Source organism: Vasconcelosia minhoensis LEGE 07310 (assembly GCF_015207255.1).
GTDB classification, from domain to species: Bacteria; Cyanobacteriota; Cyanobacteriia; order Phormidesmidales; family Phormidesmidaceae; genus Vasconcelosia; species Vasconcelosia minhoensis.
This window is the reverse complement of the sequence record NZ_JADEXG010000021.1, coordinates 1-24,331: the sequence shown is the minus strand read 5'-3', so window position 1 is coordinate 24,331 and position 24,331 is coordinate 1. Positions and strand designations below refer to the sequence as shown.

The window sequence follows — 24,331 nt, the reverse complement described above, 5'->3', positions numbered from 1 at the left end:
TTCCCAGCGATCGCGATAGGTCATCCAGTTTGTTGGTATCGAGCCGATCGTCCAGGTATTGACTGCTGCATTGACTGGGCCGTTGTGTAGCTGCCAGATTACCAGGGCCGCTGTTATGCACACAGACGCAGCAGCGCCTAATCGGCAAACTAAACCACGTTTTCTCACCAGGAAGGTGAATCCAATCACGCTGAGTAATGATCCCATTTCAATCGGCCCAAGCACCTGGCCAAATCCGTCATAGAGGCGCTGTTGGACTAAGAGATAATTTGCTGCCGAGAGCTGCATTTTACTCTAAACTGCCATGGCGTTGGTCTTGCCACTGAGAAATGGAGCGATTGAGCGCTTGCTGCTGAGCCTCGGTTAGGGATGCGTAGAAGGTGTCAAAGGCGGGGCGGACCTGCGCGATCGCGGCTGAACTCGAATCTACCACCATTTGCAGCTGGTCCAATCGCTCCGGTGTAGACAGATCGTCCGCCGGTAGTTCGGCACAGACGGGTTCAAAGGATGTGACGGCGCTAGTCTTGAGCGTATCCATATCAACTGAAGAAGAAGAAGGCAATCGTTTCATCAAACTCCATCAAGACGGCGGCAGCAGCGGTAGACCGCAACACACATACCAAAGGCGCTTTCTACGAAGCTTTTGAACCAGAGCGAGCGCGTCAGCTGGTGCAGCGTATTGAGTTCTGCTACACCCCAAAGCATGGGAGTTGGCTTAACATCGCCGAGAACGAGTTGAGTGCGATGACCCGCCAGTGTATGGAGGGTAGGCGCTTTGGCGACATCGACACACTGCAAGCCGGAACCCGGGCTTGGTCAACTGACATCAACAACACACAGCGCGGAGTTGATTGGCAAATGAAGGTTGATGATGCCCGCTGTAAGCTCACTTCTATCTACCCTAAAATTAAGTTTTGACGATGCACTAGGCTTGCCTTGGCATTACCGCAACGTTGGTATGTTAGGCGACGGCAGTGAAGCCGTTTTTGAAATATATAAGGCAAGTGTGATATGGGACGGTCAGAACCAGATTGTCGATGTGGCGGCTTCCGATGCAGATCCGTTAGTAGGAATGGGTTTGCTGTATGGTTTTAAGCTTCAGATCGAGACGATTGAGGGCGGTACTGTTAAAATTGAGGCTTTAAAGTAGAGCAAGATGACTACTGAGGTTCGGTCTCATCATTCAAACCTAGCGGATGGACGAAAGCCGCTGGTTCAGAATTCGAGATTATTTGCGACCGCTGATTTAAGCTATTAGATTTCCTGCTTAAGTTTAAGCGGCTTGCGATTCGGCTAGATGTGTTAGCAGCGTCGTCTTCGGCAATGAACCTTGCAGATGATTCCAGAGCCGTAGCGGCGGGTCAGCTCTAGCAGGTCGGCGAGGCGGCGATCGCTCCTTGAAATTAGCGCCTGAACCACTGACCAGTTATAGCTTTCAGGCCAAAAGTGATGCCCTGCGATCGCAGGGTCCAGCATTGAGGCAAACTAGACAGAATGGACTGTATCATTCGACCACTTACGATAGAAGATGAGTCATTCCTCTGGGAAAAGTTGTATCAGGCACGTTATATTCCCGAAGGACAAACTGTACCGCTACCGAATTTCCTTGTTTCGGTAAAATATAGAAATAACTGCAAGCTTACTAATCTATCACCCGCCCATGCGGCTGAGCGCCTGCTCAAAGCAGACCGGCAGAGTCTGGCTACGCTGGCCTAGTAAACATGACCCATCACAGCAGCAGCGCTGCTCGATAGCCGCTCAGAACAGAGCTTAAAAGGCTAACGCTTTGACCACTGCTGCTTTAGACGTTCGATCCGGTCGAGCAGGCTTTCGTTGGAGAGTCGCGAGCTCAGCCGTTCGACTAGCAGCGGAAAGGCGAAGGGGGAGGGGCGTTTAGTCGTTTGCCATACCAGTTTTTGCTGAGCCAGGCGGGTAAGGGCGGCCCGTAGCCGATGGGCTTCGAGCTGGACTTCGACCACTTCTCGCTCCGCCTGTTGGAGCAGCAGGTTGTCGGGTTCGTACTTGGTGAATACCTCGTACAGCAGAGAGGCGCTGACCTGTACCTGGTTGGCCGTTTTGCGAGCTGAGGGATAGCCCTGAAAGACCAGCCCCGCCACCTGGGCAATACCGCGAAACCGCCGCTGGATGAGCTCAGAGATATTCAAGCTGGACTTAATCTCCGTGGCCAAATGAGTGAATTCAAAAAACTGCTCGGAGAACAGCGACTCGAAGGGATAGGCTTTGGGCGCTAAAATTTCAAACCCGTAGTCGTTGACTGAGACGGTGAAGGTGGCCGACTTGGCCCGAGCAAAACGGTAGGCCCAGAGATAGCCCAGCCCTTCGTGAACGTAGCGACCCTCGAAGGGAAAGACATAGAGATGCTGGCCCTCCCGGGTTTTGCAAGTTTCGATTAAAAATTCATCGGCGGCGGGCAGCTGTGAGAGCCGATCCTGGGCGGCCAGCACCGGCATAATCCGCTCCACTTCTGGGCTGACGTTACCGGCCTTGACCTGGGTGATCTCCTGCCGCAGAAATTCGCTCAGGCAGCCCGAAATAGCCAGGTTACTGCCGCCCCAGACGGGCACCACGGTTGATTTCTTGCGGGTATTTTTAACGTAGAGCGTCATGTCTTTGATCATGAAATACTCTAGCTGGCGACCCGCAAAGAAAAATACGTCGCCTTTTTTCAGCCGGGAGACAAAGCTCTCTTCTACCGTGCCGATTTTTCGACCGCGCTGGGCGTAGGCAATCTGGATCTGGGAGCTGGAAGTAATCGTGCCGATGCTCATACGGTGCATCCGGGCAATTTGAGCGGTGGAGATGCGGTAGCGATCGCGCTCCCACCCAATTTTCTGATAGCGCGGATAGGCCTGGAGACATTTGCCCCCCTTCTCCAGAAAGTTGAGAATCCAGCTAAATGCTTCATCTGGGCAATCTTGAAAGGCCACGGTACCGCAAACCGTCGCCAGCGTCTGCTGCGGCTCAAAGCCATCGCCGCAGGCCAGCGTTACCAGATGCTGGAGCAGCACGTCGTAGGACAGCCTTAGGGGATGGCGGGCCTCGATCATCCCCGCCGCTAGTCCCCGGCGGAAGGCAGAGATTTCCAACAGCTCCAGCGCATGGGTCGGCAGAAAGAAGACTTCCGAGGTCCCTTCAGGTACGTGAGCCGAGCGCCCCGCCCGCTGGAGCAGGCGAGCTAGGTTTTTGGCACTGCCGATCTGCACCACCCGCTCAACCGGCTGAAAATCGACGCCGAGGTCGAGAGAAGAGGTGCAAATCACCCATTTAATCTCTCCGGCCTTGAGCCCCGCTTCGATTGCCTGCCGCTGCTTAAAGTCAATCGAGCCGTGGTGTAGGGCAATTTTATCAGCGGCGTCGGGCAGGGCAAAGTTTAGGGCCTGGAACCAGCGTTCGGCCTGCGATCGCGTATTGGTAAAGACCAGCGTAGACTTTTGCAAATCCAGCGCTTCGACCAGCTCCTCAAACATCCGCAGCCCCAGATGTCCGGCCCAGGGAAAGCTATCCACCGACTCCGGTAGGACGCTTTTGATCACGGTCTGCCGCCGCAGATTGGACTGGACGATCGCTGGCTGAGTCCCCAAGCCAACGGCAGTTTGGGCGGCTTCCTCGAGGTTACCTAAGGTCGCTGAGACGGCCCAGGTGCGCAGCTGGGGGCTGAGCTGGCGCAGCTGAGACAGGCCCAGCTCGGTCTGCGTCCCGCGCTTGGTGCTAATCAGCTCATGCCATTCGTCCAGAATGACCGCCCGCAGCGAGCCAAACCGCCTTTGCGAATCTTTATAGGACAGCAGCACCGAAAGCGATTCAGGCGTCGTAATCAGAATTTCCGGCATGGTTTTAACCTGCCGAGCCTTTTGGGCAGAGCTGGTATCACCGGTTCGTGACTCGACTCGGAGCGGCCAGCCCATCTCTTCGATCGGTCGGCGAATCGATAGCTCAATATCGCGAGATAGCGCCCGCAGCGGTGTCAGGTAGAGCAGCTGTAACCCTTTCCCCGGTGCGGCCAACATCTCCGCCATCGGCCCCATCACCGCCGCATAGGTCTTTCCCGAGCCAGTCGGCACCTGAATCAAGCCGCTCTGTCCCGCCAAATAGGCGTCCCAGGTTGCCCGCTGAAAGGACAGCGGCTGCCACCCCTGTCGCTCAAACCAGGTATGGATAGGCATGAGATCCGTCACTTAGGTGGCACACATGAGACGCTCAGCAACCCGCTGGAGGCTTTTACCTTCTAGCTTGGAAGACATATCAACCTTACGGTGAAGCTCAGGCGGCAACCGAAGCATCAGCCTGCCCGAGAAGGGCTTGTCCGGCACTTCCCCATGCTCTTCGCAAAACGCGAGATAATCGTCAACGGATTCTCGAAAAGCCCGTTCAAATTCATCAACGCTTTTACTCTGAAACGTTATGACATCGCGCAGGTCAATCACTTCGCCATCAAAAATACCGGCTTCATGATCAAATTCAACCTGTCCTGTATGGCCTTTATCGTTCAATACCTAGTCCTGCCCTGGTTACGCTGCTCAAATAGGTTCGCTATTCTGCTGTAGCCAGCTTGCCAGCTTCTTCATGCTTTCCGCTTGTGGTTCGGTGCTGGCAGCTAACTCTAGGAAAAAACTGGCTGCCTCTACCTCTGAAGCATCAAGCTCGATTCCGTTAATTGACAAAAAAGTATAAACAGCAATCAGAGCAATTCTTTTGTTGCCGTCTACAAAACAGTGATTTTTCGCAAGCCCATATCCGTAAGCGGCAGCTAAGTCATATAGGCTGACGTCATCACCATAGTGATATAAATTTTGGGGCTTGTTTAAGGTTGAATCAAGCGCACCTTCGTTTAATATCCCTGACGTGCCCCCTGACTCTGCCAGGATTTCATCATGGATAGCGCAGATGTCACGGATATCTAGCCAGCAAGGCGCCATTTATTTAGCTAACTCGATTAAAGCATTGCGGTATTTTTTCATGCCCCGCCGAGCCGCTTCGATTTTTTTTACAAAATCAGGATCGTAGGCTGAGATCTCGTAGCCTGAAGGTGTTTTCGTTGCAAAGAGACTATCTCCATCGTCCACATTCATACTCGTCGCCATTTCCTTCGGAACAATCACGCTAAGTGAATTACCGCGTTTTTTAATATTTAGGCGCATGACTGACTTCCTGGTCCAGCGGACTCGTTAACCCTTACCGCTTTCATGTTACCACAAATGTTGCAACTTGACAGCTCTTTTAGGGCTCATGGCTGTTTCAGTAGATGCACTTAGCCTTCGCGAAAGTGAGCCATCATTTGCAGGCTGATGCGCTGGGGACGGCGGCTGTCGGCATCGAGGCAGACATCGATATCGGCTTCTGACACTTGCATGGCCTATTCGAAGGGTTGGGCGGTGTCACTCATGGCAGTCCATCTTTAGGTCAGTTAGCTACACATTCTTGTCCCCGTCAGCCAGCCCTAATTTTAGCCCCTGACCTTGTATCCAGCAGGAGATGCTGAGGCTAGGTAAAGTCGGCATAATGCGGCTAAGGCCGATATTTTAACGAGATTCAAAATGCTGCACCGAACTCAACACATTCCCCGTTTTTTAGTCACTGCCGAGCAGATGCAGCAGATTGAAGGCAGGGTGTTTGCAGCGGGGATGCCGGTCTCGGCGCTGATGGAGAAGGTATCGGGTCTGATCGCACGCCAGATCAGCGAGCATTATCCAGTCAGTCAGGCGGCCCGAGTTGGCGTGCTGGTGGGGCCGGGGCACAACGGTGGCGATGCGCTAGTGGTGGCCCGAGAGCTGCATTCTCAGGGATATCAGGTGCAGATCTGTCAGCCGTTAGACAAGGCTAAGCAGCTAACCGCTGACCAGGCTCGGTATGCGCAGCATTTGGGCATTCCATTTGTCCCCTCTGTGGCGGAATGGCGCGATCGCGACTTAATCATCGACGGCCTCTTTGGCTTCGGGCTGGAACGGCCGATTGAAGGAAAGCTGGCGTCTCTCGTCAAGCAGATCAACCGGCTTGCCTGTCCGGTCTACAGCATCGACCTGCCCTCCGGTATCCACACTGACTCGGGTCAGGTGATGGGCATCGCCATCCGGGCTGAGCGGACGGGCTGCTTAGGGCTGTGGAAGCGAGCCTTTGTTCAGGCTCCGGCCCTGGCCTATCTGGGGCAGCCAGAGCTCATTGACTTTGGCCTGCCGCTGGCGGATATTCGGGCCGTTCTGGGGGAGACGCCAACGGTGCAGCGGCTGACTGACGAGGTCGCGATCGCGCAGCTTCCTCTACCTCGGAGTGCCACAGCCCATAAATATAAGGTCGGCCATCTGCTGCTGATCGCCGGGTCGCGGCAGTATGCCGGGGCGGCATTGCTGAGTGCTAAAGGGGCGGTGGCCAGCGGTGTCGGCATGCTGACCTTGGCGATTCCTGAGACCATTCGGCTGGCGCTGCTGCCGTCGCTGCCGGGGGCGCTGCTGCTGGGCTGCCCGGAGACTGAGGCAGGCGCGATCGCCAATCTGCCTGAAGACCTGTCCAAGTACGACGCGATCGCCTTGGGGCCAGGACTGACCACCGCAGTTCCCACCTTACTTAAATCCGTTCTAGCGGCTGACTGTCCTCTCCTGCTCGACGCCGACGGGTTAAACCTGCTGGCCCAGCAGGATCCGGTTGCGACCCTCCAGCAAAGAACCGCACCGACGGTGCTGACACCGCATCCGGGCGAGTTTAAGCGACTGTTTCCCGCAATTAAGGGCGACCCGGGCGAGCAGGCTCAGCGGGCAGCTGAGGCGAGTCAGGCGATAGTGGTGCTGAAAGGGGCCAAAACCGCGATCGCCTGTCCGACCTCGCAGCGGCTCTGGGTGAATCCAGAAAGTACGCCTGCCCTAGCTCGAGGTGGCAGCGGCGATGTGCTCACCGGCTTGCTAGGCGGCCTGCTGGCGCAAAAAATGCTCGATTCAAAGCCTGACTCAGACTCCTCTGATGTCATTTCTGCGGCCACTGCGGCCGCCCTGGCTGCGGTCTGGTGGCAGGCTCAGGCCGGACGCTATGCCAGCGATCGCAACAGCGAGCTGGGGGTTAGTCCAGACAGATTATTCCAGGCATTAGATCCCTTTCTGGGCTCAATCCTGGCCAGTTGCTAATCGCGCTTCAGACAGCTAGGACTGCTCCCAGATCTGCTTCATTTCCTTGGGCAGCGACTGGGTGATTTCCTGCACGCGCTCAGCAGAAAGCTCCTCCTTATTTAAGATAATCAACCAAATCGGATTTTTACTCGCTCGTAGGATAGTCTCAGCCCACGCTGACCTCATCCTTTAGTCCCAGATAGAAGCCATGATTCGCGCCGCATTAAAGCCAGCTTATTCACCCGCCTCTGAAGAGTTCAGCTCCTCGTCAAGCGGGGCTGGCTCCAGCTGGGCGCGCCAGTCGCGCAGGCGCAGGCGGGCCGCGTTGAAGGCCTCAGCCTGGGCAGGAATGCGCTCAGCGATATCAATGGCTTCCTCCAAGTCACGGTTAGAAACCGCCTCGGCCCGGCTGAGCAGTTCCCAGCTCCAGCGCCCGATTTGGGTGGTGGCGCTGGAGCTGTTGGGGCTACCTGAGGGGACCTGCTGGGCTAGCCCAATCGCCGATATCAGTGCTTCTGTCGATCCTCCTTCAGCCACGCTGAGGGCCTCTCGCAGCCGCGCCTGGCCCAGCTGCTGGTCGCGCCAGGTCTGGCTCAGGTCTTGGGCTTCGTCAGAGAGGGCTCGACCGTCACCGATTTGGTCAGCGGTCGCGATCGCGTCGCTCAGGTTGCCAATCGCCGCCAGCTGACGAGCTCGTTCTAGGATGGGTCGATCTTCGATTTGCTGAATCCGGCGGGTCCAGCCTTGGATGCGGCTGCGGGCCTCGTCAAAAAGGGCGCGGCCTGAACTGATCTTGCGGGCTTCCTGAATGGCGGCGCGGAGATCGTCGGGCTGGCCCGGGTCTGCTAGCCGGTCGGCCTTCGCCAAGATTGGCCGGTCTTCCAGCGTTTCGGCCTGGGTGCGCCAGCGCTCGATTTCGCCAGACACCTCATCCCAACGCGGATTGCGGCGAGAGACCTGCTCAGCGGTCGCGATCGCGGTTCTCAGGTTAGCAATACCCCCGGCTTCGGCCTGAGCGCGGGCCGTTTCGAGCTGATTGACCGCCCTCAGCTCGTCCTGCCACTGCTGCGTCAGAGCCTGGGCGCGGGCGTAGAGGGGGCGATCGCGGCCGATGCTCTGTAGCCGATTAATCGCGCCGTCTAGCCCCAGCGCATCGCCCGCCCAGGCCCGCTGATAGGCATCGACAAAGACCTGGAAGTCGGCCACTTCCTCATTCAGCCCCACGTTGCGAGGAATTGCTCTCAGCAGACTGCGGGCATCGGTGAGCTGCTGCCGCTGAAGATAGCTTTCAGCCGCATCGAGCATAGCCCTAGCGGTTTGGCGCAGCAGCTTACGCGCCTCTTTATAAAGAACGCTGTCTGACTCAATCGAGCGCAGCAGCTCGATCGCTTCCCGATAGCCGTCAATCCCACCCTGCTGGGCCAGACTTTTGGCCTTGGCCAGCTTGCTGCTGTCGGCCCGGGCCTGGGCAATCAGCTGCGTCAGCTGGTTGTACTTTGTTTGGGACCAGTAGTCATTATTGACATCGAGCAGCTGCACTGAGAGGCTAAAGGCGCTCTGAAAGTCGTGGGCCTCCAGCTTTTTTCGGGCCTGCTCAAAAATGCCCTCGGCCTCAGACCAAATCGTCTGCCACTGCTGAATGCGCTCTTCTATCTGCTGAGCCGCCGTGGTCTGGGCTGGAATCTGGCGGGCAGTCGCGATCGCGCCGTCCAAATCGCCCTGCTGGAACGAGCTGCTGGCTAAATTTAGAATCTGGTTCGCCCAGGCTTCGATCCGATTGTTGATTTCGCCCCGCAGCGGGTGATCATCCGCCAGCGCATCGACCAGTTTAATGGCACCGAGCAGGTTCTCGACGCTACCCTGCTCGGCGTAGGACTGGGCGCATTGGAGCCGCATTGCCGCTGAGGCAGTAGGCCAGAAAATGGCTCGGCAGTTAGGCAAATTGGGAATCCGAAACAGGCTGACCGCCGCCGCGACTGACAGGGTGCTCATCAACGCCAGCGTGGTCAGCAGTAGAAATGGCCAGCTGTTCAGCCAGCGCAGCCCCCAGCGGTTTAGTTTAGATTCCTTACGCATACGGTCTGTATTCTCGGGTGGCGCATCTAGGCTAGATGGTTGCCCGCTTCGATCATAGTCTTTCGGCAAGTCAGCCGGATCAGAACGCCTGGAATCACGGGATGGGGAGTGGCGATTCATAGAATGCTTCTCAAGCCAGCTGAATAACGATATTACAGCGTCATGACTCGAACCGGCTCGCCTGCTGCGACCTGGGTTTGGCCCTGGGGCAGGATGGCTAATCCCGTTGTCCGAGCCAGGTTAATCAAGTTGCCCGAGCTGTGGCCCCCGGCCGCCGGGGTAAACCGATAGCCCTGCTCAGTCAGACCCAATCGACCCCAGAGGTAGGTTTCCCGCTGACCGCCAGCCTTCAGGGGCTGGGTCGTCTCTGCCCTCACGTAGGCGGGACCCCAGCCCTCAGCCCGGCCTGACAGCTTGCTCAGGGCAGGCTGCACAAAGCGCCAGTAGCTAACCAGAGCTGAGACCGGGTTGCCCGGCAGGCCAAAATAGAGCTGAGTTCGATCGCCTTTTGGCAAAGAGGCGACCGTCAGCGGCTTGCCCGGCTTCACCGCGACGGCCCGCAGATGCAGCGTCGCCCCCAGCTGGCTGAGGATGCGATCGACATAGTCGTAGTCGCCTACGGACACGCCACCGGAGGAAATTACCCAGTCGGCCTGGTCTAAGGCGGTCGCGATCGCGCTTTTCAATGCTTCGGGCCGGTCGGGCACAATTCCCAGCGACAGGGGTTCCGCCCCGGCCTGGGCGACTAGGGCCGTCAGCGCGTACTGATTGGAGTCAACAATCTGCCCCGGCTGGAGCGGCTGATCGGGTTCTACCAGCTCGTCTCCAGTGGAGAGGATGGCTACCCGGGGACGGCGAAATACGGTCACCTGGGGGCATTGGGCAGCGGCTAGGACGGCAATTGCGGGCGGCGCGATCGCCTGTCCCGCAGGCAAAAGCGTCGCTCCGGCTTGATAATAGCTGCCCTGCTGGCGGACGAAGTTTTGCGGCGACGGGGCTTTCAAGATCGTCACCTGCTCGCCCTGACGCTGGGTTTCTTCCTGCATCACCACCGTATCGGCTCCGTCCGGCATCATCGCCCCGGTTAGAATTCGCGCTGCCTGCCCGGCCTGGAGCGTGCGCTGGGGGGCTTGCCCTGCTGGAATTTTTTCTACAATCTGAAGGGTCGTCGGCACCTGCTGGACGTCCTGATGGCGTACCGCGTAGCCGTCCATCGCTGAATTGTCCCAGTGGGGAAAGTCCAGCGAGCTACTGACGGGGACGGCCAGGATGCGCCCTAGCGCGGCGGTGAGGGCAACGACCTCAGTATCCTGGGTTGGCTGTAAGGGGGTGACAAGATCGAAAATCAGGGCTTCGGCTTGGTCAGCGGTGAGCATAGAGACGGCGCAACGAGAAAGCGCAAACAGGTTGAGTCGATCTTAAGATGTAGAGAAGCTTTTCTGGACAGCGTATGCAGACTTTAACCCCTTCTTTAGCAGATACTCTGGCAGAGAATCTGGCCGAAACCCTACGGCAGCGGCGGCAGCAGCTGGCAGAGCGGGTGCCGTTTCCAGTCATGCTGTGGTCGGGGGGAGATCAGCCGCGTAACTTTCCGGCAAACGTCTATCCCTACCGAGCCAGCAGTCACTTCCTCTACTTTGCAGGTCTGCCGCTAGCGAATGCAGCGATTCGCCTGGAGGCCGGCCGACTCACCCTGTTTATGGACGATGCGACGGAGACGGAAGCGCTGTGGCATGGCCCCAGCCAGACTCGGCAGCAGGTGGCTGAGCAGATTGGCGCCGATGCGGCCTATCCCCTCGCGGCGCAGGCTGCTGGCCTGCAGGGGGCAGCGGTACTGTGGGCGCAGATGGGGGCCTTTCAGCAAATGGTGGCGCTGCTCCGAGCGCAGGAGGTTGACCTAGCCCAGGCGCTGGCCGGTAAGGTGGCCGATAATCTAGCGCTGGCACAGGCCATTGTGCAGCTGCGGATGATTCAGGATGAGGGCGCGATCGCGCAGCTCCGACAGGCGGCGAAGGTCTCGATTGAGGCCCATCAGGCGGGCATGGCTGTGACTGCCCAGGCCCAGACCGAAGCCCAGGTGCGAGCCGCGATGGAGGCGGTGATTACCGCGAATAACATGGCCTGCGCCTACGGCAGTATCGTCACCGTCCACGGTGAGGTGTTGCACAATCATCACTACCATAATCCGCTTCAGCCTGGCGATCTGCTGCTGGCCGATGTTGGGGCCGAGACGGAGACCGGCTGGGCAGCTGACATCACCCGCACCTGGCCGGTTTCCGGTCAGTTTTCGAGCAGCCAGCGCGACCTCTACGAGATAGTGCTGGCGGCCCATGACGCCTGCATCGATCAGGTCAAGCCCGGCGTTGAATATCGCAGTCTGCATTTGCTGGCCTGCCGCACCATTGCCGAAGGGCTGGTAGACCTGGGCATTCTCAAGGGGCAGCCCGACAGCCTGGTCGAGCAGGATGCCCATGCGCTGTTCTTCCCCCACGGTGTCGGTCACCTGCTGGGCCTGGACGTACATGATATGGAAGACCTGGGCGATCTGGCGGGCTACGCCGCTGGCAGGGAAAGGAGCGATCGCTTTGGCCTTAGCTTTCTGAGGCTAGACCGACCGCTAGAGGCGGGCATGGTCGTTACGATTGAGCCGGGTTTCTACCAGGTGCCCGCGCTGCTAAATCAGCCAGAGCGTCGCCGTCAGTACGAGGACATGGTGAATTGGGAGCGGCTAGCCCAGTTCGCCGATGTGCGCGGCATCCGAATTGAGGATGACGTGCGGGTCACGGCAGCTGGAGCGGAAGTCCTGACGGCGGCCCTGCCGACAGCGGCCACAGCCATTGAGGCCCAGGTTCACCGCTAAACGTATCCGAGATCTTGAAATGATGAAGCTACGGTGTTGCAAAAATTTCTTTCTGAAGGTCAGCAAAGCAGGTCTCGCAGGCATAGGGTCCCGGTCTGGCTAGACCGCAACCAGGCCCCGGTGCCTGAGCAGCGCCTCCGTGCTGGGTTCCCGACCGCGGAAGGACTTGAAGACCTCCATCGGATGTCGGCTGCCGCCCAGGGCGAGCACCGTATCGCGGAAGCGGCGGCCCGTATCAGCCACCAGCGCGTCCTGATCGAGTCCGGCTTCCTCAAAGGCGGCAAAGGCGTCAGCGCTGAGCACCTCTGCCCAGAAGTAGCTGTAATAGCCCGCGGCGTATCCCCCGGCAAAAATATGGCCAAAGCTACAGAGAAAGGCATCTTCGGGCAGCGGCGGCAGGACGGTCGCTTTAGCGGCTAGGCGATCGCGCACGTCCCAGATGGTTTCACTGCCGCCGGGCTGATAGTGAGCGTGCAGCTCCAGGTCGAGCCAGCCCAAGTAAACCTGTCTCAGAATGGCGTTGCCGGTCATGAAGTGACGGGCAGCGAGCAGCTTTTGATAGTCCGCCTCGGGCAGCGCCTCGCCAGTTTGGTAATGTCGGGCTAGGCTGAACAGGGTCTCCCGGTCATAGCACCAGTTTTCCATGAACTGGCTAGGCAGCTCGACTGCATCCCACTCAATATTGTTAATGCCAGCGGCTCCGGCGTAGTCTACCTGGGTCAGCATATGCTGTAGCCCATGGCCAAATTCATGAAATAGCACCTCAACGTCGCCAAAGGTCATCAGGCTGGGCTCCCCATCTACCGGCGGAGACTGATTACAAATCAGATAGGCCACCGGCAGCCGCACCGATGACGGCTCGGCGGTCAGCCTGGCGCGGATAATACATTCATCCATCCAAGCACCGCCGCGCTTTTCCGCCGGTCGGCTGTAGGGGTCGAGGTAGAAAAAGGCGACTGGCTCACCGGTCTCATCGGCAATCTGAAAGTAGCGAACGTCGGGATGCCAGACCGGAGCCTGCCCGTCAGCTGCCGTAATCTGCACGCCAAACAGCCGCTGGGCCAGGTCAAACAGCCCCGAGAGCACATTGGGTAAGGCAAAATAGGGGCGCAGGGCCTCATCTTTGAGGTCGAACCGCGATTCCTTAACGCGCTCAGCCCAGAAGGCTACATCCCACTGCTTCAGGTCGTCGGCTGCGCCCTGCTCTCGGGCAAACGCTTTGAGGTCTTCCAGCTCCTGCTCAGCCGCCGGGTAGCTAGCGCTGCGTAGCTCTTCCATCAGCGCTTCTACCGCTTTGACGGTCGGCGCCATTTTGCGAGCCAGGCTGACCTTGGCGTAGTTGTCAAAGCCCAAAATTGTAGCCTGCTGCTGCCGCAGCTGAAGGATGCGGTCGATCAGGGGGGAATTGTCCAGCTCGCCTGAGGAAGCTCGGGTCAGGAAGGCGCGGTAGAGCTGTTCCCGCAGCGATCGCTGTCGGCTGTGCTTGAGAAAGGGCAGGTAGCTGGGCCGATCCAGCGTGATTCGCCAGGGACCCGACTCGGCTGTTGCCTCGGTTTCCCCAGCGTCACGGGCCGACTGGGCCGCCAAGCTGAGCAGACTGGGGGGTAGCCCCGCCACCTCTTCCGCCTGGGTCAGGGTCAGGCTAAAGGCCTTAGTTGCGTCTAGCACATGGTTGGAAAACTGGGTAGATAGCTCTGCCAGCTGCTGCTGCATCTGGTTGAAGTCCGCTTTGCGATCGCCCTCTAGACCCACGCCCGAAAGTTCGGCATCGCGAATCGCCGCCGTCACAATCCGCTGCTGGGCCGGGTCCAGGGTTTCCCATTGGGCAGACTGGCGCAGGGCTTTAAAGGCTTTGTAGAGCGGCTGGCTCTGGCTTAGGCGGCTGGCAAACTGCACCAGCTGAGGCTGCACGGCTTCGTAGGCCTGGCGCAATTCGGGGCTGTTTTTCACCCCCATCAGATGGCCGATGATACCCCAGCTCCAGCTCAGCCGTTCGCTCATTTGGGTGAGGGCTTCAACCAGACCCGCCCAGGTCGGCTCAACGGTTGCTTCTAAGCTTTCCAGAGACGACTCCAGCTGGCTCAGCAGCTGGGCAATTCCCGGCTCGATGTGCTCCGGTCGGATGTCGCCAAAGGGCGGCAGGCCCGACCCAATCAGCAGGGGATTCATCGTTTTCTGAGCAGTGGCATTGGCAGGAGTCATAAATGTCAGCAGAGATGAGGAACAGAGGAGAAAGCTGGGGCAATGATGAAGCTGTGAGCAAACCGCGCCGAGCCGGTGATTCAGATCGTTCTATTCAATAGGAAATTCGCGACTCTTACCCGTAGTCGTTCCGACTCTTATCCGTAGTCGTTCCGAGTTTTATTTGTCCTAGCATAGCGATAAATCCGCGACAATAGCCGGTCGCGCCTGCCCATCGGATCTGTTTCAGGGACAGAAACCATGCTGACTTCAGCCGGCAGCACGCTACCATACTGTTTTCAAACGCAACTGTCTCTAGGATAGAGCTATCGTCATGCGCCTTGGGACAGTTTTTTGAAACGCATTACGACCGGGCTGGTCATCTTTGGGGCCACCGTTGCGATCGCGGTCTGCGGCTACATCCTGGCTGGGTGGACGCCGCTCGATGCGATATACATGGTGGTGATTACCATTTTTGGCGTCGGCTACGGCGAGGTCAAGCCGCTCGATTCGCCAGCGCTCAAGATATTTACCATTTTGGTGATCATTGCTGGGGTGCTGTCGGTGACCTACATCGTCAGCGGCGTTGTGCAGTCGGTCGCGGCTGGAGAAATACGCCAGGCGCTCAATCTTAAACGGATGACACAGACCATTGCCAGTTTAGAATCCCATGTCATCATCTGCGGCTACGGTCGGATTGGCCAGATGATTGCCCATCGGCTCAAGCGCGACCAGCTGGCGTTTGTGATTCTCGACAATAGCACCGAGCGGGTGGCCGATGGCGAGGCCCACGGCTTCTTGATGTATCTGGGCAGCGCCACCGATGAGGAGAGCCTGGAGGCGCTGGGAATTCAGCGGGCGCGCGCGATCGCGATCGTCCTGCCGGACGACGCCGCCAACGTGTTTATCACCCTCACTGCCCGCGAGCTCAATCCCAATTTGACGATTCTGGCCCGGGGAGAGATGCCCTCTACCGAGAAAAAGCTGCGGCTGGCCGGCGCCGACCACGTGGTTTTGCCAGCGACCATTGGCGCGGCCCGGATGGCCCACCTGCTGACCCATCCCTACGCCGTCGATTTTCTTTCCCAGAGCGACGGCCGCGTCACTCTGAACGAGCTGCTGGCGGAAATCGACATTCAGATGAAAGAAATTCCGATTACGGCCGACTCGCCCCTGTCCGGGGCCACCATTGGCGACATTGAAGTCAGCGGTCGCGGCACCTTTATCATCGTGGCGCTCCAGCGCGAAACCGGTGAGACGCTGATTCACCCCGCTCAGACCACGCCGCTGATGACCGGAGATACGGTCATGATTATGGGTCACCAGGACGATATTCCCCGTCCCCTCAGTCGTCGCGCCCAGCGCCAGCGGTCGGAGATGCGCTACCGGGGAGCAAGGCTGCGGCCCTAGCCGTTTAAAGCCCGCCGGACTGGTCTAGAACAGGGGGTCGCTGTAGCCCTCCAGCTCCTCTGGGCGAAAAGGGCCAATAATGCGGGCGGCCTGGGTCACGAGCTCATCGGCCCCTCGCACCACAATCAGATACTGCCCTGCCTCTAGACAGCGCTGGTAGGACAGCAGGCTATCGCCGATCAGCAGCTTTGGACCGTTGCCCATGAAGAAGCCGCCCAGCGCGCCTGAGCCCGCCCCTAAAACTCCCCCAATCAGCCGATTGCCCAGCGTTCCCGCCCAGGGAAACGTCTCCAGCCCGGTGATCGTGTCGAAGACGATGCCCGCCGCAAAGCCAAAGGGGATCAGCCAGGTCGCCATTAGCCTGATCTGTCTCCAGGTCTGCTGTCTGGGGTCCAACAGGTTAGCCTGTTCAGCCGTTTGGTAGCCGGCGCCGACAATCGAAACCTGGTCCTTAGGCAGCTTTGCCTCTTCTAGCGCGGTGTAGACCGCCTCTGCTTTGATCCGGTCGGCAAGGATAGCGACGAGATAGCTCATGATAGGGGCATCCTAGGTCGAAACAGGGGGGCGAAACAGGTGGTCGTGGCTGGGACTGTAGAGACGCGATCGCGCCGGGTCAGCCATCAGCGCTGGGCTGACTAAGTAAAGCGTAGTTCGAATCAGGTCTTCTTGCTCGGTGACGGCGGCCATCTGGCTGAGTGGCACCAGTCGAATTTTTTCGTCTGGCCAACCGACCCGGAAGCAGATGGCGACTGGCGTATCGCTGGGATAGTGCTTCAGCAGCTCGGCCTGGGCCTCAGCTGCGTGGCGGGCGCTGAGGTAGAGGCAGAGGCTGGCCTGATGCGCCGCTAGAGAAGCCAGCTCCTCGGTCGGTGGCACCTGGGTGCGACCGCTGATGCGAGTCAGGATAATCGTCTGTACCAGCTCTGGAATCGTCAGCTCGGCCTGGAGTCGGGCGGCTGCCGCCTGAAAGGCGCTGATCCCCGGCACCACTTCAACGGGGATAGCTGCCGCAGTGAGGGCCTGGATCTGCTCGTGGATAGCGCTATAGAGGCTGGGATCGCCGGAATGCAGCCGTACCACCGATTGCCCCGCCTGCACCCGCTCAGTCATCAGCGGCAGGATGGTTTCTAAAGTCATATTCGCCGTCCCGACCTTCTCTGCCTTCGGGTTGGCCATCTCTAAAACCGCCGGGGGCACTAGAGAGTTAGCGTAGAGTATCACGTCGGCCTGCTGAAGCAGGGTTTGGGCTCGCAGGGTCAGCAGGCTGGGGTCGCCGGGGCCAGCGCCAACGATATAGACGGCTGGTGCCAGTGGAGCAGTCTTAGGGGTCATAGGGTTTGCGCTCTGAAGGAGTTTGCGGGGCATTTGAGGTCGCCTTCGACGGCTGTTTCACGACGTCTGGCAGCGGTCGCCGGAGCAGATAGAGCCAGACTAGCCCCAAGCTGCCCAGCCCGATCTCCGCCAGGCTAACCAGCTGGGCCACCCGCAGCGGCCCCAGCATCAGGCTGTCGGTGCGCAGTCCTTCAATCCAAACTCGGCCCAGGCTATAGGCGATCATGTAGGTGAGAAATAGGGTGCCGGTCTTCAGTTTCTGAGGATGCCGCAGTCCCCAGAAAAAGAGCGTCAGCAGCAGCGCAAATACGCCCAGGTTCCACAGCGACTCATAGAGAAAGGTGGGATGGAAATATTCAAAAGCCCGGTAGCCAGCGGGTCGCTGGGATAGCGGAATATAGAGCTTCCAGGGCAGGTCGGTTGGGCTGCCGAATGCTTCAGAGTTAAAGAAATTGCCCCAGCGGCCAATCGCCTGCCCCAAAATCAGCGACGGCGCCACCAGGTCAGCCAGCTGCCAGAACCGCAGCCGATTCAGCCGGGCGAAAATCAAAGCCGCGATCGCGCCCCCCAAAATTGCCCCGTGGATCGCAATTCCGCCTTTCCAAATGGCAATCATGTCGGCAGGACGGCCCGCATAGGACTCCCACTCAAACAGCACATAGTACAGCCGAGCGCAGGGGATCGCGCCGACCACCAGCCAGATCACCAGATCGCCCAGCTGTTCCGAATCGACGCCGCGCTTTTTGGCCAGATATTGTGACAGCGTGACGCCAATTAGCACCGCCGAGGCAATCAGCAGCCCATACCAGCGCAGCGTCAGCGGCCCAATATCGACAATTTCAGCACCCGGCGACTGAAACCGGCCCAGCAGGGCCGCTGACGACCCCATAAACTCAATCAAACTATTCACCGCCTGTGTCTAAATCCGCTACTGCTATTGTGCCAGGGATGAGACAATCTGCCGGGTAGGTTCTAAACTGCGATCGCTAGATGTCGCTGGGATGCGGGTTCCGCCAATAAATCAAGCAACTGGCTAATTCTCTACCTCGGCCATCTCAATCACCTCGCCGTCGTAGTCCTTAACCAGAAAATTGAGCGGTCGATTGCGGCGCAGCTTGTGGCGAATGCCGCGGGTTTGGACCTGCATCAACCAGAAAATTGAGCGGTCGATTGCGGCGCAGCTTGTGGCGAATGCCGCGGGTTTGGACCTGCATCAATAGGTATTCTAAACAGTCGTGATCGAAGCAGACATGGCGCTGGCGGTTTTTATTGCCCAGGCTAGCTCCTGAAATAATATGCAGCTGGTAGTTCTTTCTAAGCTGATACCAAAGCCCGTCGGGACTGCTGTAGGCCGCTTCGGTCGGCCGCCCCAGGGTAGACATATACATCGGGTCGAGGCCCGCCGTCCCCAGGCTTTGCTCGTAGTTGTAGTAATAGTGGAGCGGCACGTCGGCCGCGGGCAGCTCTAGCATGCCCTCATAGAAGCGCCGGGCCAGCTCCAGGTCAGACACCATCACCGTATGCACCTTGGGCGCGCTGGTCAGGAACATCCACATCGCCCCGGCATAGGCGACGAGCAGCATCACCATCACGCCCTGGGTGGAAAACAGGCTATCTAGCGGCAGCCCCTGCCAGATTCCAGCCACCAGGGGGGCAAAGCCAGTATTCAAAAGACCGGTATCCAGAAGAATAGAGCTCATGGAAGATTACAAAATTTTTAATGAATACAGTAAATACAGCAGAAGCCAAACTTTTTCTTAGTTTATCAGGGGAATTTTCTTCCGGTCGCTTTCAGCTTGGCGTAAAGAAATTTAAAAACACAGACTTTAAAGATTTTGAGCATCTGTCAAGTTGCTGGGTATAGTGATAGCTATTTACCGGAGGCAGAGCGTTTGCCTGGAGCAGTCCCGGCGGATAGCGCTGCTAGCCCTGATCGTATTCATTTGGCTAGACCGTGCAGATTCCTAATTTTCCAGAATGTGACCACCGGCTGGTCGGGTCGCTTTCTCACTACAGCGACTACGGGCTGATCACACAGTTCCAGCAGCAGCCTGACTCGGGCCGATACTTCACGGCAATCTTTTGCCGCTATAGCCCAGTGGTCTACTCCCTGGTTCGCCATTCGGCCCGCTCGCCGGTTCAGTCCGACTATCTGTTCGCGCTGACCTGGCGGCACATTTTGCACGAGCTGTCTGGAATAGAGCTGCCAGAAACGCCGCCCGAGCAGGACAGTGCCGCTCGACCCTGGTTTCAGAGCTGGCTGATCAATCTCACCGCAGCCTGCATCAATCAGTCCCTGCTACCCGAGGTGGAGTCGATTCACTACTCGATTACCCAGGCGTCACCGCCACTGTGGTGCTATGTGAGCCAGGCCCTGGATCAGCTTGCGCCCCTGCACCGGCTGATTGTGCTGATGGCGCAGACCTTTCACTGGAGTGAAACCCGGATTGCCGCCTACCTACAGGCCGAAGGCGACGCGATCGCGCCTCACCAGGTGCGATCGCAGCTCAAGCTGGCCTACCAGGCCCTCGAAGCCGCTTTGCCAGACGACATTCGAGCGATCTATTTGGACTACGAGTGGGCCGACGCAGCCGCTGAAACCGGCTTGGGCCTTGGGTCAGAACTTAACGACCTGCTAGAGGCCGATTTCGACCTGAGCAGCCTGCCCCAGCGCCAGCCAACCTGAACCCGCACCGCTCCAAAAAAAGCAGTAGGACTGGGAATCGCTCGCCTAGGCCGGGCTGCTAGGGTCGGCATGGACCGCAGCAGTGGGTCGCGGCGCCGTGGCAATTGGCTGGGAGCCCGCTGGGCTAGGCGGGGCCTGCGGGACCGGATTGCGAGCCTCGATCAGCTTAATAGCCTGGCGGACGCTCTCGGGTAAAATCACGACGAGGCTACCAGCCGGGGCGCTATCCAGCGCTACCTCAATGGCTTCGCTCTCCCGCAAAATCGACTCATAGCGGCAATCGCCGACCGTTTCCAAGCCCTTGATAATATAATCGGCGGCTTCTCCCCGGGGCCGACCGCGGGTATCGTCATCTTCTTTGACAATCACCCGGTCAAACATCTGGGCCGAAAGCCGTCCCAGGGTAATAAAGTCCTCGTCGCGGCGATCGCCGGGCCCGCCGATCACCCCAATCCGCTGGCCCGGCCAGTTCTGAACAAACCCGGCCAGCGCTTCGTAGCTGGCCGGGTTATGGGCATAGTCAACCAGGGCATGAAAATTGCCCAGGTCAAACAGGTTCATTCGCCCCGGCGTCTGGGCGGCGGAAGCTCGGAAGGTTAGCAGCGCCAGCCGAATTTCTTCAATGCTGACGCCCTGGCTAAAGGCCGCTAGACTAGCGGCCAGGGCATTGGCAATCATAAACGGGGCGCGACCGCCCATGGTCAGCGGCAGATGGACTGCCTGCTCAATTCGCAATATCCAGTCGCCTTTGAGAATCGTCAGGTAGCCATTTTCGTAGACCGCCGCCAGTCCGCCGGCCTCGGTGTGGCGCTGGACCAGCTCGCTGTCGGGCTGCATTGAGAAATAGGCAATTTGGGCTTTAGTCCGCTCGGCCATCGCCGCCACCCGCTCATCGTCGGCATTGAGCACCGCATAGCCTTTGGGTCGGGTGACTTCGGCAATCACTCCCTTGACCTGGGCCATCTCTTCAACCGTATCGATATCGCCAAGCCCCAGATGATCGGCCGCGACGTTCAAGACAACCCCAACATCGCAGGCGTCAAAGGCGATCCCCGAGCGGAGAATGCCGCCCCGGGCGGTTTCTAAGACGGCAATTTCTACCGTGGGGTCCTGGAGGACGACCTGAGCACTCTGCGGTCCGGTCGTATCGCCCGGTTCAACCAGGTGTTCGTTGATATAGATGCCGTCGGTCGTGGTGTAGCCGACGACCTTTTGGGTCTGCTGAAAAATGTGCGCCGTCAGCCGAGTCGTCGTCGTCTTGCCGTTAGTGCCCGTGATCGCCACAATCGGGATGCGGCTGGGCTGCCCCGGCGGGAACAGCATTTCGATCACCGGTTCGGCCACGTTGCGCGGAATTCCCTCGCTGGGGGAGAAGTGCATCCGGAAGCCCGGAGCGGCGTTGACCTCGACAATCACCCCGTCAATCTGTCGCAGCGGCTGGGAAATATCGGAGGTGACCACGTCGATGCCAGCGATGTCCAGGCCGATCAGCTTAGCAATGCGCTGCGCCAGCCAGACATTGTGGGGATGAATTTCGTCGGTGCGGTCAATGGCGATGCCGCCCGTACTCAGGTTGGCGGTCGAGCGCAAATAGCAGATCTCTCCGTCGGGCAGCACCGTATCCAGGTCGTAGCCCTTATTTTCGAACAGCTGCCAGGTGGTGCGGTCTACGGTCAGCAGGGTCAGCACGTTAGCATGTCCCTCGCCCCGGCGGGGATCGCGGTTGGCCTCCTCAATCAGCTCGTCAATGGTCGAGCGGCCATCGCCGACGACGTGGGCGGGAACGCGCTCGGCTACCGCTACGACGCGCCCGTTGATCACCAAAATGCGATGGTCGCGGCCCCGATAAAAGCGCTCAACAATGACGCCTTTAGACACGTCTTTAGCGGCTTCATAGGCGGCTTCAGCCTGATCCCAGCCGTTGATATCGATAGTGATGCCGCGGCCGTGATTGCCGTCGAGGGGCTTGATCACGATGGGAAAGCCGCCGACCCGGTCGATCGCGTCTGCCAGCTCATCGAGGTAGTAAATGACGGTACCGCGCGGGACGGGCACACCGGCATTCTTGAGAATTTGCTTGGTTCCCTCTTTATCACAGGCCAGCTCTACGCCTAAAATGCCGGTGCGGCTGCTCAGGGTCGCCTGCAGCCGCTGCTGATAGACGCCGTGCCCCAGCTGGATCATCGCTCTGGACTGAAGCGGCATCCAGGGAATGCCGCGGCGTTCGACTTCTTGAATGATGGTTTCAGTACTCGGTCCCAGGGAGGCTTCGGCCTGCAAGTCTCTGAGGTCGGCCAGGTCCTGCTTGAGCTCAGACGCTGGGTAGCCGCCAGTTTTGGCCAGGCTGTTAGCCAGTCGGACAGCAGCCCGGGCAGCGTAGCGACCGGATTGCTCATTCTCATATTCAAAAACCACCTGGTGAATACCGGCAGTTTTCGTTTCCTTGGTGCGGCCGAAGCTGACCGGCATATCCGCCAGGGTCTGAAGTTCTAAAGCGACATGCTCAACCACCTCTGCCAGGCTAATACCTTCCTCTACCCGTTCGAGGAACCTCCGGCGATAGCTTGGGCCAGGCGTTTTTAAGCTGGGCAAAATTTCGGCCAGCCCCTCGGCAAGTCCGTCAATCTGGTCCGATCGCTGATCGGCAAAGACCTCTAAATCAAGCCGAATCACGATTAGCTGGGGATGGCGAACACTCCAGTAGTTGGGGCCTCGAAGCGTTAGGGTTTTGAGGATTCTCATGGCGGTGGGTGACGGGTAGAGCGGCTCGGAGAGTCGGTTTGGCGGGTGAAAAGCAGGCGGCTATGGAGAAAGCAACTTAGCCCATCGGGGCAGCAATGCGGTGATGTCTTAAATCATATCGATCCCCATGGACCATGATATGTACCTTAAGATTATGGACGCTCACGGGGTCGGTCGCACTTACGATCGGCTGATTTGTGTAGGTCATCTGACTGGAGTCAATTACCGTGACCGCACCCTTCCCTAAAACGCTGAAGCAGCCATCGCCGGTAAACAGGGCGCAGGTATCTTCATCGATGCCGATGCCGATGCGATCGGGCTGAATCGCGATCGCGCTAATCAGCCGGGCCATCCGATTGCGGTTATGAAAATGCTGATCGACCACGACTTCAGGGATGATCCCGAGCCCGGTAGACATATCCACCAGGGCGCGGTTGGGGGATTCCCCACTGCCGCCCCCGGCAATCATATATTCACCCATGGCAGCGGCTCCGGCACTGGTCCCGGCCAGGGTGAGATCGCCCAGCTGCGCCCGGCGGCGAATCTGCTCGATCAGCGGCGTGTCGGCGACCAGGCCGCACAGCCTGAGCTGGTCGCCGCCGGTCATAAACACCCCGGTACAATGGTCGATCTGCTTTTCCCAGTCGGCATCTTCGCCCTGGGATCGCTCGCGAATATCTAAGACGTCAATCGCGGCTGCGCCCATATCGTAAAAAATACGCCGGTAGCGCTCAGCCGTCGCTTCCGGTTCGCGGGAGGCGCAGGGAATAATCGCGATGTGAGCTTGGCTTCCCCCCGACCGTTCAAAAAAGGCAGACAAAATTTCTCGTCCTTGGACCTTATCTTCGGCACCACCAATGACGAGAACAGAGGGATTCTTAACCGGCGTCATCCTCTCTTCAATCAACAGAGTCTCCGATTGTTGCATGATAGACAGTATTGCGGACGTTTTTGGCCAGGCCAGCTAAGGGCTGACGAGCTGCCAATCAGCTGCCAGGTAAACTGGTTATGGCGGGTAAGCCATCAGCGAACGGTAGCTATAACTGATTAGAATACCGCTCAATCTGACGGTCAGCACAGGGCTATGTCCAATCTGCTGCCGCAGCCCAATTAATTTCACCTGTTTTTCCCCTTTAGCGCCGCCACCTCCGGGCCTGCCATGGATGCCCTCCGCTTCGACCTGATCAGCCTGTTTCCCGACTTTTTTGCTTCCCCCCTGCGCTCTGGCCTGTTAGGCAAAGCGCTCGCGCGTGGGATCGCCGTCGTGCAGGTGACCAATCCCCGCGACTTCACGACCGATCGCCATCACAAGGTAGACGATCAGCCTTACGGCGGTGGCGTCGGCATGGTGATGAAGCCAGAGCCGATTTACGCAGCGGTAGAGTCGCTGCCCCAGGGAGCGCGGCAGCAAACCATTCTCATGACGCCTCAGGGCCGGCCGATGGACCAGCCGCTGTTTCGGGAGTTAGCCAGTCAGTGCGATCAGATTGTACTGATCTGCGGGCATTACGAAGGCGTCGATGAGCGGGTGCGCTACCTGGCAACGCGGGAAGTTTCGCTGGGAGATTTTGTCCTCACAGGCGGTGAGATTCCTGCCCTAGCGCTGCTGAACGGCGTCGTGCGGCTGCTGCCCGGCACCGTGGGCAAGCCGGACTCGCTGACTGCTGAGAGCTTTGAAGGCGACCTGCTGGAATATCCCCACTACACTCGCCCGGCAGAGTTTCGGGGCTGGCCTGTACCGGCCGTGCTGCGCTCTGGTAACCACGCTGAGATCGCCCGCTGGCGGCTGGCCCAGCAGATCGAGCGGACCCAGCAGCGCCGCCCCGATCTCTATCGCCGCTGGCAGTCCGGGGAGTAGCTTTTTGTCAGGGTGATGGGGTGTTCGCGAAGCGTCGCCGTAGGCGTTAGGGGTGATGGGGTGATGGGGTGATG

At 58.7% G+C, this 24,331-nt stretch carries 21 protein-coding genes and 2 pseudogenes; 7 read left to right on the top strand and 16 right to left on the bottom strand.

Features of this window, described 5'->3' with window-relative positions; translation table 11 throughout:
• Positions 1–289: 289 nt before the first annotated feature.
• Entirely contained in the window at positions 290–571 is a 282-nt protein-coding gene (locus IQ241_RS10705; RefSeq protein ID WP_193906864.1) for a Spy/CpxP family protein refolding chaperone, read from the bottom strand.
• Between the two features lie 98 nt (positions 572–669).
• Between IQ241_RS10705 and IQ241_RS10700 the strand changes: the two genes are divergently transcribed.
• Together IQ241_RS10700 and IQ241_RS10695 are read left to right on the top strand one after the other, a co-directional pair.
• Positions 670–918, top strand: a complete 249-nt coding sequence (locus IQ241_RS10700) for a transposase (protein ID WP_322743627.1) — start codon at positions 670–672, stop codon at positions 916–918.
• 7 nt (positions 919–925) lie between these two features.
• A pseudogene (locus tag IQ241_RS10695) lies at positions 926–1,150 on the top strand (clan AA aspartic protease); the annotation flags it as partial.
• A 152-nt stretch (positions 1,151–1,302) separates the two neighbouring features.
• Here IQ241_RS10695 and IQ241_RS10690 read toward each other — a convergent pair.
• From IQ241_RS10690 to IQ241_RS10670, 5 genes are all read right to left on the bottom strand, one after another.
• Complete coding sequence (locus IQ241_RS10690) at positions 1,303–1,476, bottom strand: hypothetical protein (protein WP_322743626.1); 174 nt, start codon at positions 1,474–1,476, stop codon at positions 1,303–1,305.
• A gap of 302 nt (positions 1,477–1,778) precedes the next feature.
• On the bottom strand, positions 1,779–4,184 hold the full coding sequence (locus IQ241_RS10685; RefSeq protein ID WP_193906862.1) for a ligase-associated DNA damage response DEXH box helicase: 2,406 nt from the start codon (positions 4,182–4,184) through the stop codon (positions 1,779–1,781).
• Positions 4,185–4,196: 12 nt separating this feature from the next.
• Positions 4,197–4,511: a type II toxin-antitoxin system HicB family antitoxin gene (locus IQ241_RS10680; RefSeq protein WP_193906860.1), complete on the bottom strand. Its 315-nt coding sequence runs from the start codon at positions 4,509–4,511 to the stop codon at positions 4,197–4,199.
• 27 nt (positions 4,512–4,538) lie between these two features.
• Positions 4,539–4,937: a type II toxin-antitoxin system death-on-curing family toxin gene (locus IQ241_RS10675; RefSeq protein WP_193906858.1), complete on the bottom strand. Its 399-nt coding sequence runs from the start codon at positions 4,935–4,937 to the stop codon at positions 4,539–4,541.
• A complete protein-coding gene (locus IQ241_RS10670) occupies positions 4,938–5,159 on the bottom strand; it encodes an AbrB/MazE/SpoVT family DNA-binding domain-containing protein (RefSeq protein WP_193906856.1) in 222 nt (73 codons plus the stop codon).
• A 396-nt stretch (positions 5,160–5,555) separates the two neighbouring features.
• Here IQ241_RS10670 and IQ241_RS10665 point away from each other — a divergent pair, with 396 nt between their 5' ends.
• Entirely contained in the window at positions 5,556–7,130 is a 1,575-nt protein-coding gene (locus IQ241_RS10665) for an NAD(P)H-hydrate dehydratase (RefSeq protein WP_193906854.1), read from the top strand.
• Positions 7,131–7,145: 15 nt separating this feature from the next.
• Here IQ241_RS10665 and IQ241_RS10660 read toward each other — a convergent pair whose 3' ends face one another.
• The 3 genes from IQ241_RS10660 to IQ241_RS10650 all read right to left on the bottom strand — a co-directional run bounded on the left by IQ241_RS10660 (position 7,146) and on the right by IQ241_RS10650 (position 10,564).
• The gene (locus IQ241_RS10660) at positions 7,146–7,298 is read right to left on the bottom strand and encodes a hypothetical protein (protein WP_193906852.1); all 153 of its coding nucleotides are present in this window, start codon (positions 7,296–7,298) and stop codon (positions 7,146–7,148) included.
• 48 nt (positions 7,299–7,346) lie between these two features.
• A complete protein-coding gene (locus IQ241_RS10655) occupies positions 7,347–9,188 on the bottom strand; it encodes a coiled-coil domain-containing protein (protein WP_193906850.1) in 1,842 nt (613 codons plus the stop codon).
• Between the two features lie 152 nt (positions 9,189–9,340).
• Positions 9,341–10,564, bottom strand: a complete 1,224-nt coding sequence (locus IQ241_RS10650; protein ID WP_193906848.1) for a molybdopterin molybdotransferase MoeA — start codon at positions 10,562–10,564, stop codon at positions 9,341–9,343.
• A gap of 74 nt (positions 10,565–10,638) precedes the next feature.
• Between IQ241_RS10650 and IQ241_RS10645 the strand changes: the two genes are divergently transcribed.
• Positions 10,639–12,048: an aminopeptidase P family protein gene (locus IQ241_RS10645; protein ID WP_193906846.1), complete on the top strand. Its 1,410-nt coding sequence runs from the start codon at positions 10,639–10,641 to the stop codon at positions 12,046–12,048.
• A 99-nt stretch (positions 12,049–12,147) separates the two neighbouring features.
• Here the strand turns inward: IQ241_RS10645 and IQ241_RS10640 are convergent, their stop codons facing one another.
• Positions 12,148–14,250: a M3 family metallopeptidase gene (locus tag IQ241_RS10640; protein ID WP_193906844.1), complete on the bottom strand. Its 2,103-nt coding sequence runs from the start codon at positions 14,248–14,250 to the stop codon at positions 12,148–12,150.
• A gap of 333 nt (positions 14,251–14,583) precedes the next feature.
• Here IQ241_RS10640 and IQ241_RS10635 point away from each other — a divergent pair, with 333 nt between their 5' ends.
• On the top strand, positions 14,584–15,639 hold the full coding sequence (locus IQ241_RS10635) for a potassium channel family protein (protein ID WP_193906842.1): 1,056 nt from the start codon (positions 14,584–14,586) through the stop codon (positions 15,637–15,639).
• Between the two features lie 24 nt (positions 15,640–15,663).
• Here IQ241_RS10635 and IQ241_RS10630 read toward each other — a convergent pair whose 3' ends face one another.
• From IQ241_RS10630 to IQ241_RS10615, 4 genes and pseudogenes are all read right to left on the bottom strand, one after another.
• Entirely contained in the window at positions 15,664–16,173 is a 510-nt protein-coding gene (locus IQ241_RS10630) for a hypothetical protein (protein WP_193906840.1), read from the bottom strand.
• Positions 16,174–16,185: 12 nt separating this feature from the next.
• Positions 16,186–16,971 carry a precorrin-4 C(11)-methyltransferase gene (gene cobM / locus IQ241_RS10625; protein ID WP_228021574.1) on the bottom strand — a complete coding sequence of 262 codons (786 nt, stop codon included), beginning with the start codon at positions 16,969–16,971 and terminating at the stop codon, positions 16,186–16,188.
• Positions 16,961–17,860: a prolipoprotein diacylglyceryl transferase gene (gene lgt, locus IQ241_RS10620; RefSeq protein ID WP_193906944.1), complete on the bottom strand. Its 900-nt coding sequence runs from the start codon at positions 17,858–17,860 to the stop codon at positions 16,961–16,963. The genes cobM and lgt overlap by 11 nt, the downstream gene beginning before the upstream one ends.
• A 144-nt stretch (positions 17,861–18,004) precedes the next feature.
• Positions 18,005–18,671: pseudogene (locus IQ241_RS10615) on the bottom strand (glyoxalase-like domain protein).
• 254 nt (positions 18,672–18,925) lie between these two features.
• Here IQ241_RS10615 and IQ241_RS10610 point away from each other — a divergent pair.
• Entirely contained in the window at positions 18,926–19,657 is a 732-nt protein-coding gene (locus IQ241_RS10610; protein ID WP_193906836.1) for an RNA polymerase sigma factor, read from the top strand.
• Positions 19,658–19,702: 45 nt separating this feature from the next.
• Here the strand turns inward: IQ241_RS10610 and cphA are convergent, their stop codons facing one another.
• Together cphA and IQ241_RS10600 are read right to left on the bottom strand one after the other, a co-directional pair.
• Positions 19,703–22,399 (bottom strand): cyanophycin synthetase, encoded by a 2,697-nt coding sequence (gene cphA / locus IQ241_RS10605; protein WP_193906834.1) that lies wholly within the window; start codon positions 22,397–22,399, stop codon positions 19,703–19,705.
• 76 nt (positions 22,400–22,475) lie between these two features.
• Positions 22,476–23,327 carry a cyanophycinase gene (locus IQ241_RS10600; protein ID WP_193906832.1) on the bottom strand — a complete coding sequence of 284 codons (852 nt, stop codon included), beginning with the start codon at positions 23,325–23,327 and terminating at the stop codon, positions 22,476–22,478.
• Between the two features lie 231 nt (positions 23,328–23,558).
• On the opposite strand from IQ241_RS10600, the gene trmD reads away from it, so the two are divergent.
• Entirely contained in the window at positions 23,559–24,257 is a 699-nt protein-coding gene (gene trmD, locus IQ241_RS10595) for a tRNA (guanosine(37)-N1)-methyltransferase TrmD (RefSeq protein WP_193906830.1), read from the top strand.
• Positions 24,258–24,331 lie beyond the last annotated feature (74 nt).

Bases quoted from the DNA above. Each gene is read 5' to 3' on its own strand.
- IQ241_RS10705 (WP_193906864.1), bottom strand. From the start codon at position 571: ATGAAACGATTGCCTTCTTCTTCTTCAGTTGATATGGATACGCTCAAG.
- IQ241_RS10690 (WP_322743626.1), bottom strand. From the start codon at position 1,476: ATGCTGGACCCTGCGATCGCAGGGCATCACTTTTGGCCTGAAAGCTAT.
- IQ241_RS10685 (WP_193906862.1), bottom strand. From the start codon at position 4,184: ATGCCTATCCATACCTGGTTTGAGCGACAGGGGTGGCAGCCGCTGTCC.
- IQ241_RS10675 (WP_193906858.1), bottom strand. From the start codon at position 4,937: ATGGCGCCTTGCTGGCTAGATATCCGTGACATCTGCGCTATCCATGAT.
- IQ241_RS10670 (WP_193906856.1), bottom strand. From the start codon at position 5,159: ATGCGCCTAAATATTAAAAAACGCGGTAATTCACTTAGCGTGATTGTT.
- IQ241_RS10665 (WP_193906854.1), top strand. From the start codon at position 5,556: ATGCTGCACCGAACTCAACACATTCCCCGTTTTTTAGTCACTGCCGAG.
- IQ241_RS10660 (WP_193906852.1), bottom strand. From the start codon at position 7,298: ATGAGGTCAGCGTGGGCTGAGACTATCCTACGAGCGAGTAAAAATCCG.
- IQ241_RS10655 (WP_193906850.1), bottom strand. From the start codon at position 9,188: ATGCGTAAGGAATCTAAACTAAACCGCTGGGGGCTGCGCTGGCTGAAC.
- IQ241_RS10650 (WP_193906848.1), bottom strand. From the start codon at position 10,564: ATGCTCACCGCTGACCAAGCCGAAGCCCTGATTTTCGATCTTGTCACC.
- IQ241_RS10645 (WP_193906846.1), top strand. From the start codon at position 10,639: ATGCAGACTTTAACCCCTTCTTTAGCAGATACTCTGGCAGAGAATCTG.
- IQ241_RS10640 (WP_193906844.1), bottom strand. From the start codon at position 14,250: ATGACTCCTGCCAATGCCACTGCTCAGAAAACGATGAATCCCCTGCTG.
- IQ241_RS10630 (WP_193906840.1), bottom strand. From the start codon at position 16,173: ATGAGCTATCTCGTCGCTATCCTTGCCGACCGGATCAAAGCAGAGGCG.
- cobM (WP_228021574.1), bottom strand. From the start codon at position 16,971: ATGACCCCTAAGACTGCTCCACTGGCACCAGCCGTCTATATCGTTGGC.
- lgt (WP_193906944.1), bottom strand. From the start codon at position 17,860: ATGGGGTCGTCAGCGGCCCTGCTGGGCCGGTTTCAGTCGCCGGGTGCT.
- cphA (WP_193906834.1), bottom strand. From the start codon at position 22,399: ATGAGAATCCTCAAAACCCTAACGCTTCGAGGCCCCAACTACTGGAGT.
- IQ241_RS10600 (WP_193906832.1), bottom strand. From the start codon at position 23,327: ATGCAACAATCGGAGACTCTGTTGATTGAAGAGAGGATGACGCCGGTT.
- trmD (WP_193906830.1), top strand. From the start codon at position 23,559: ATGGATGCCCTCCGCTTCGACCTGATCAGCCTGTTTCCCGACTTTTTT.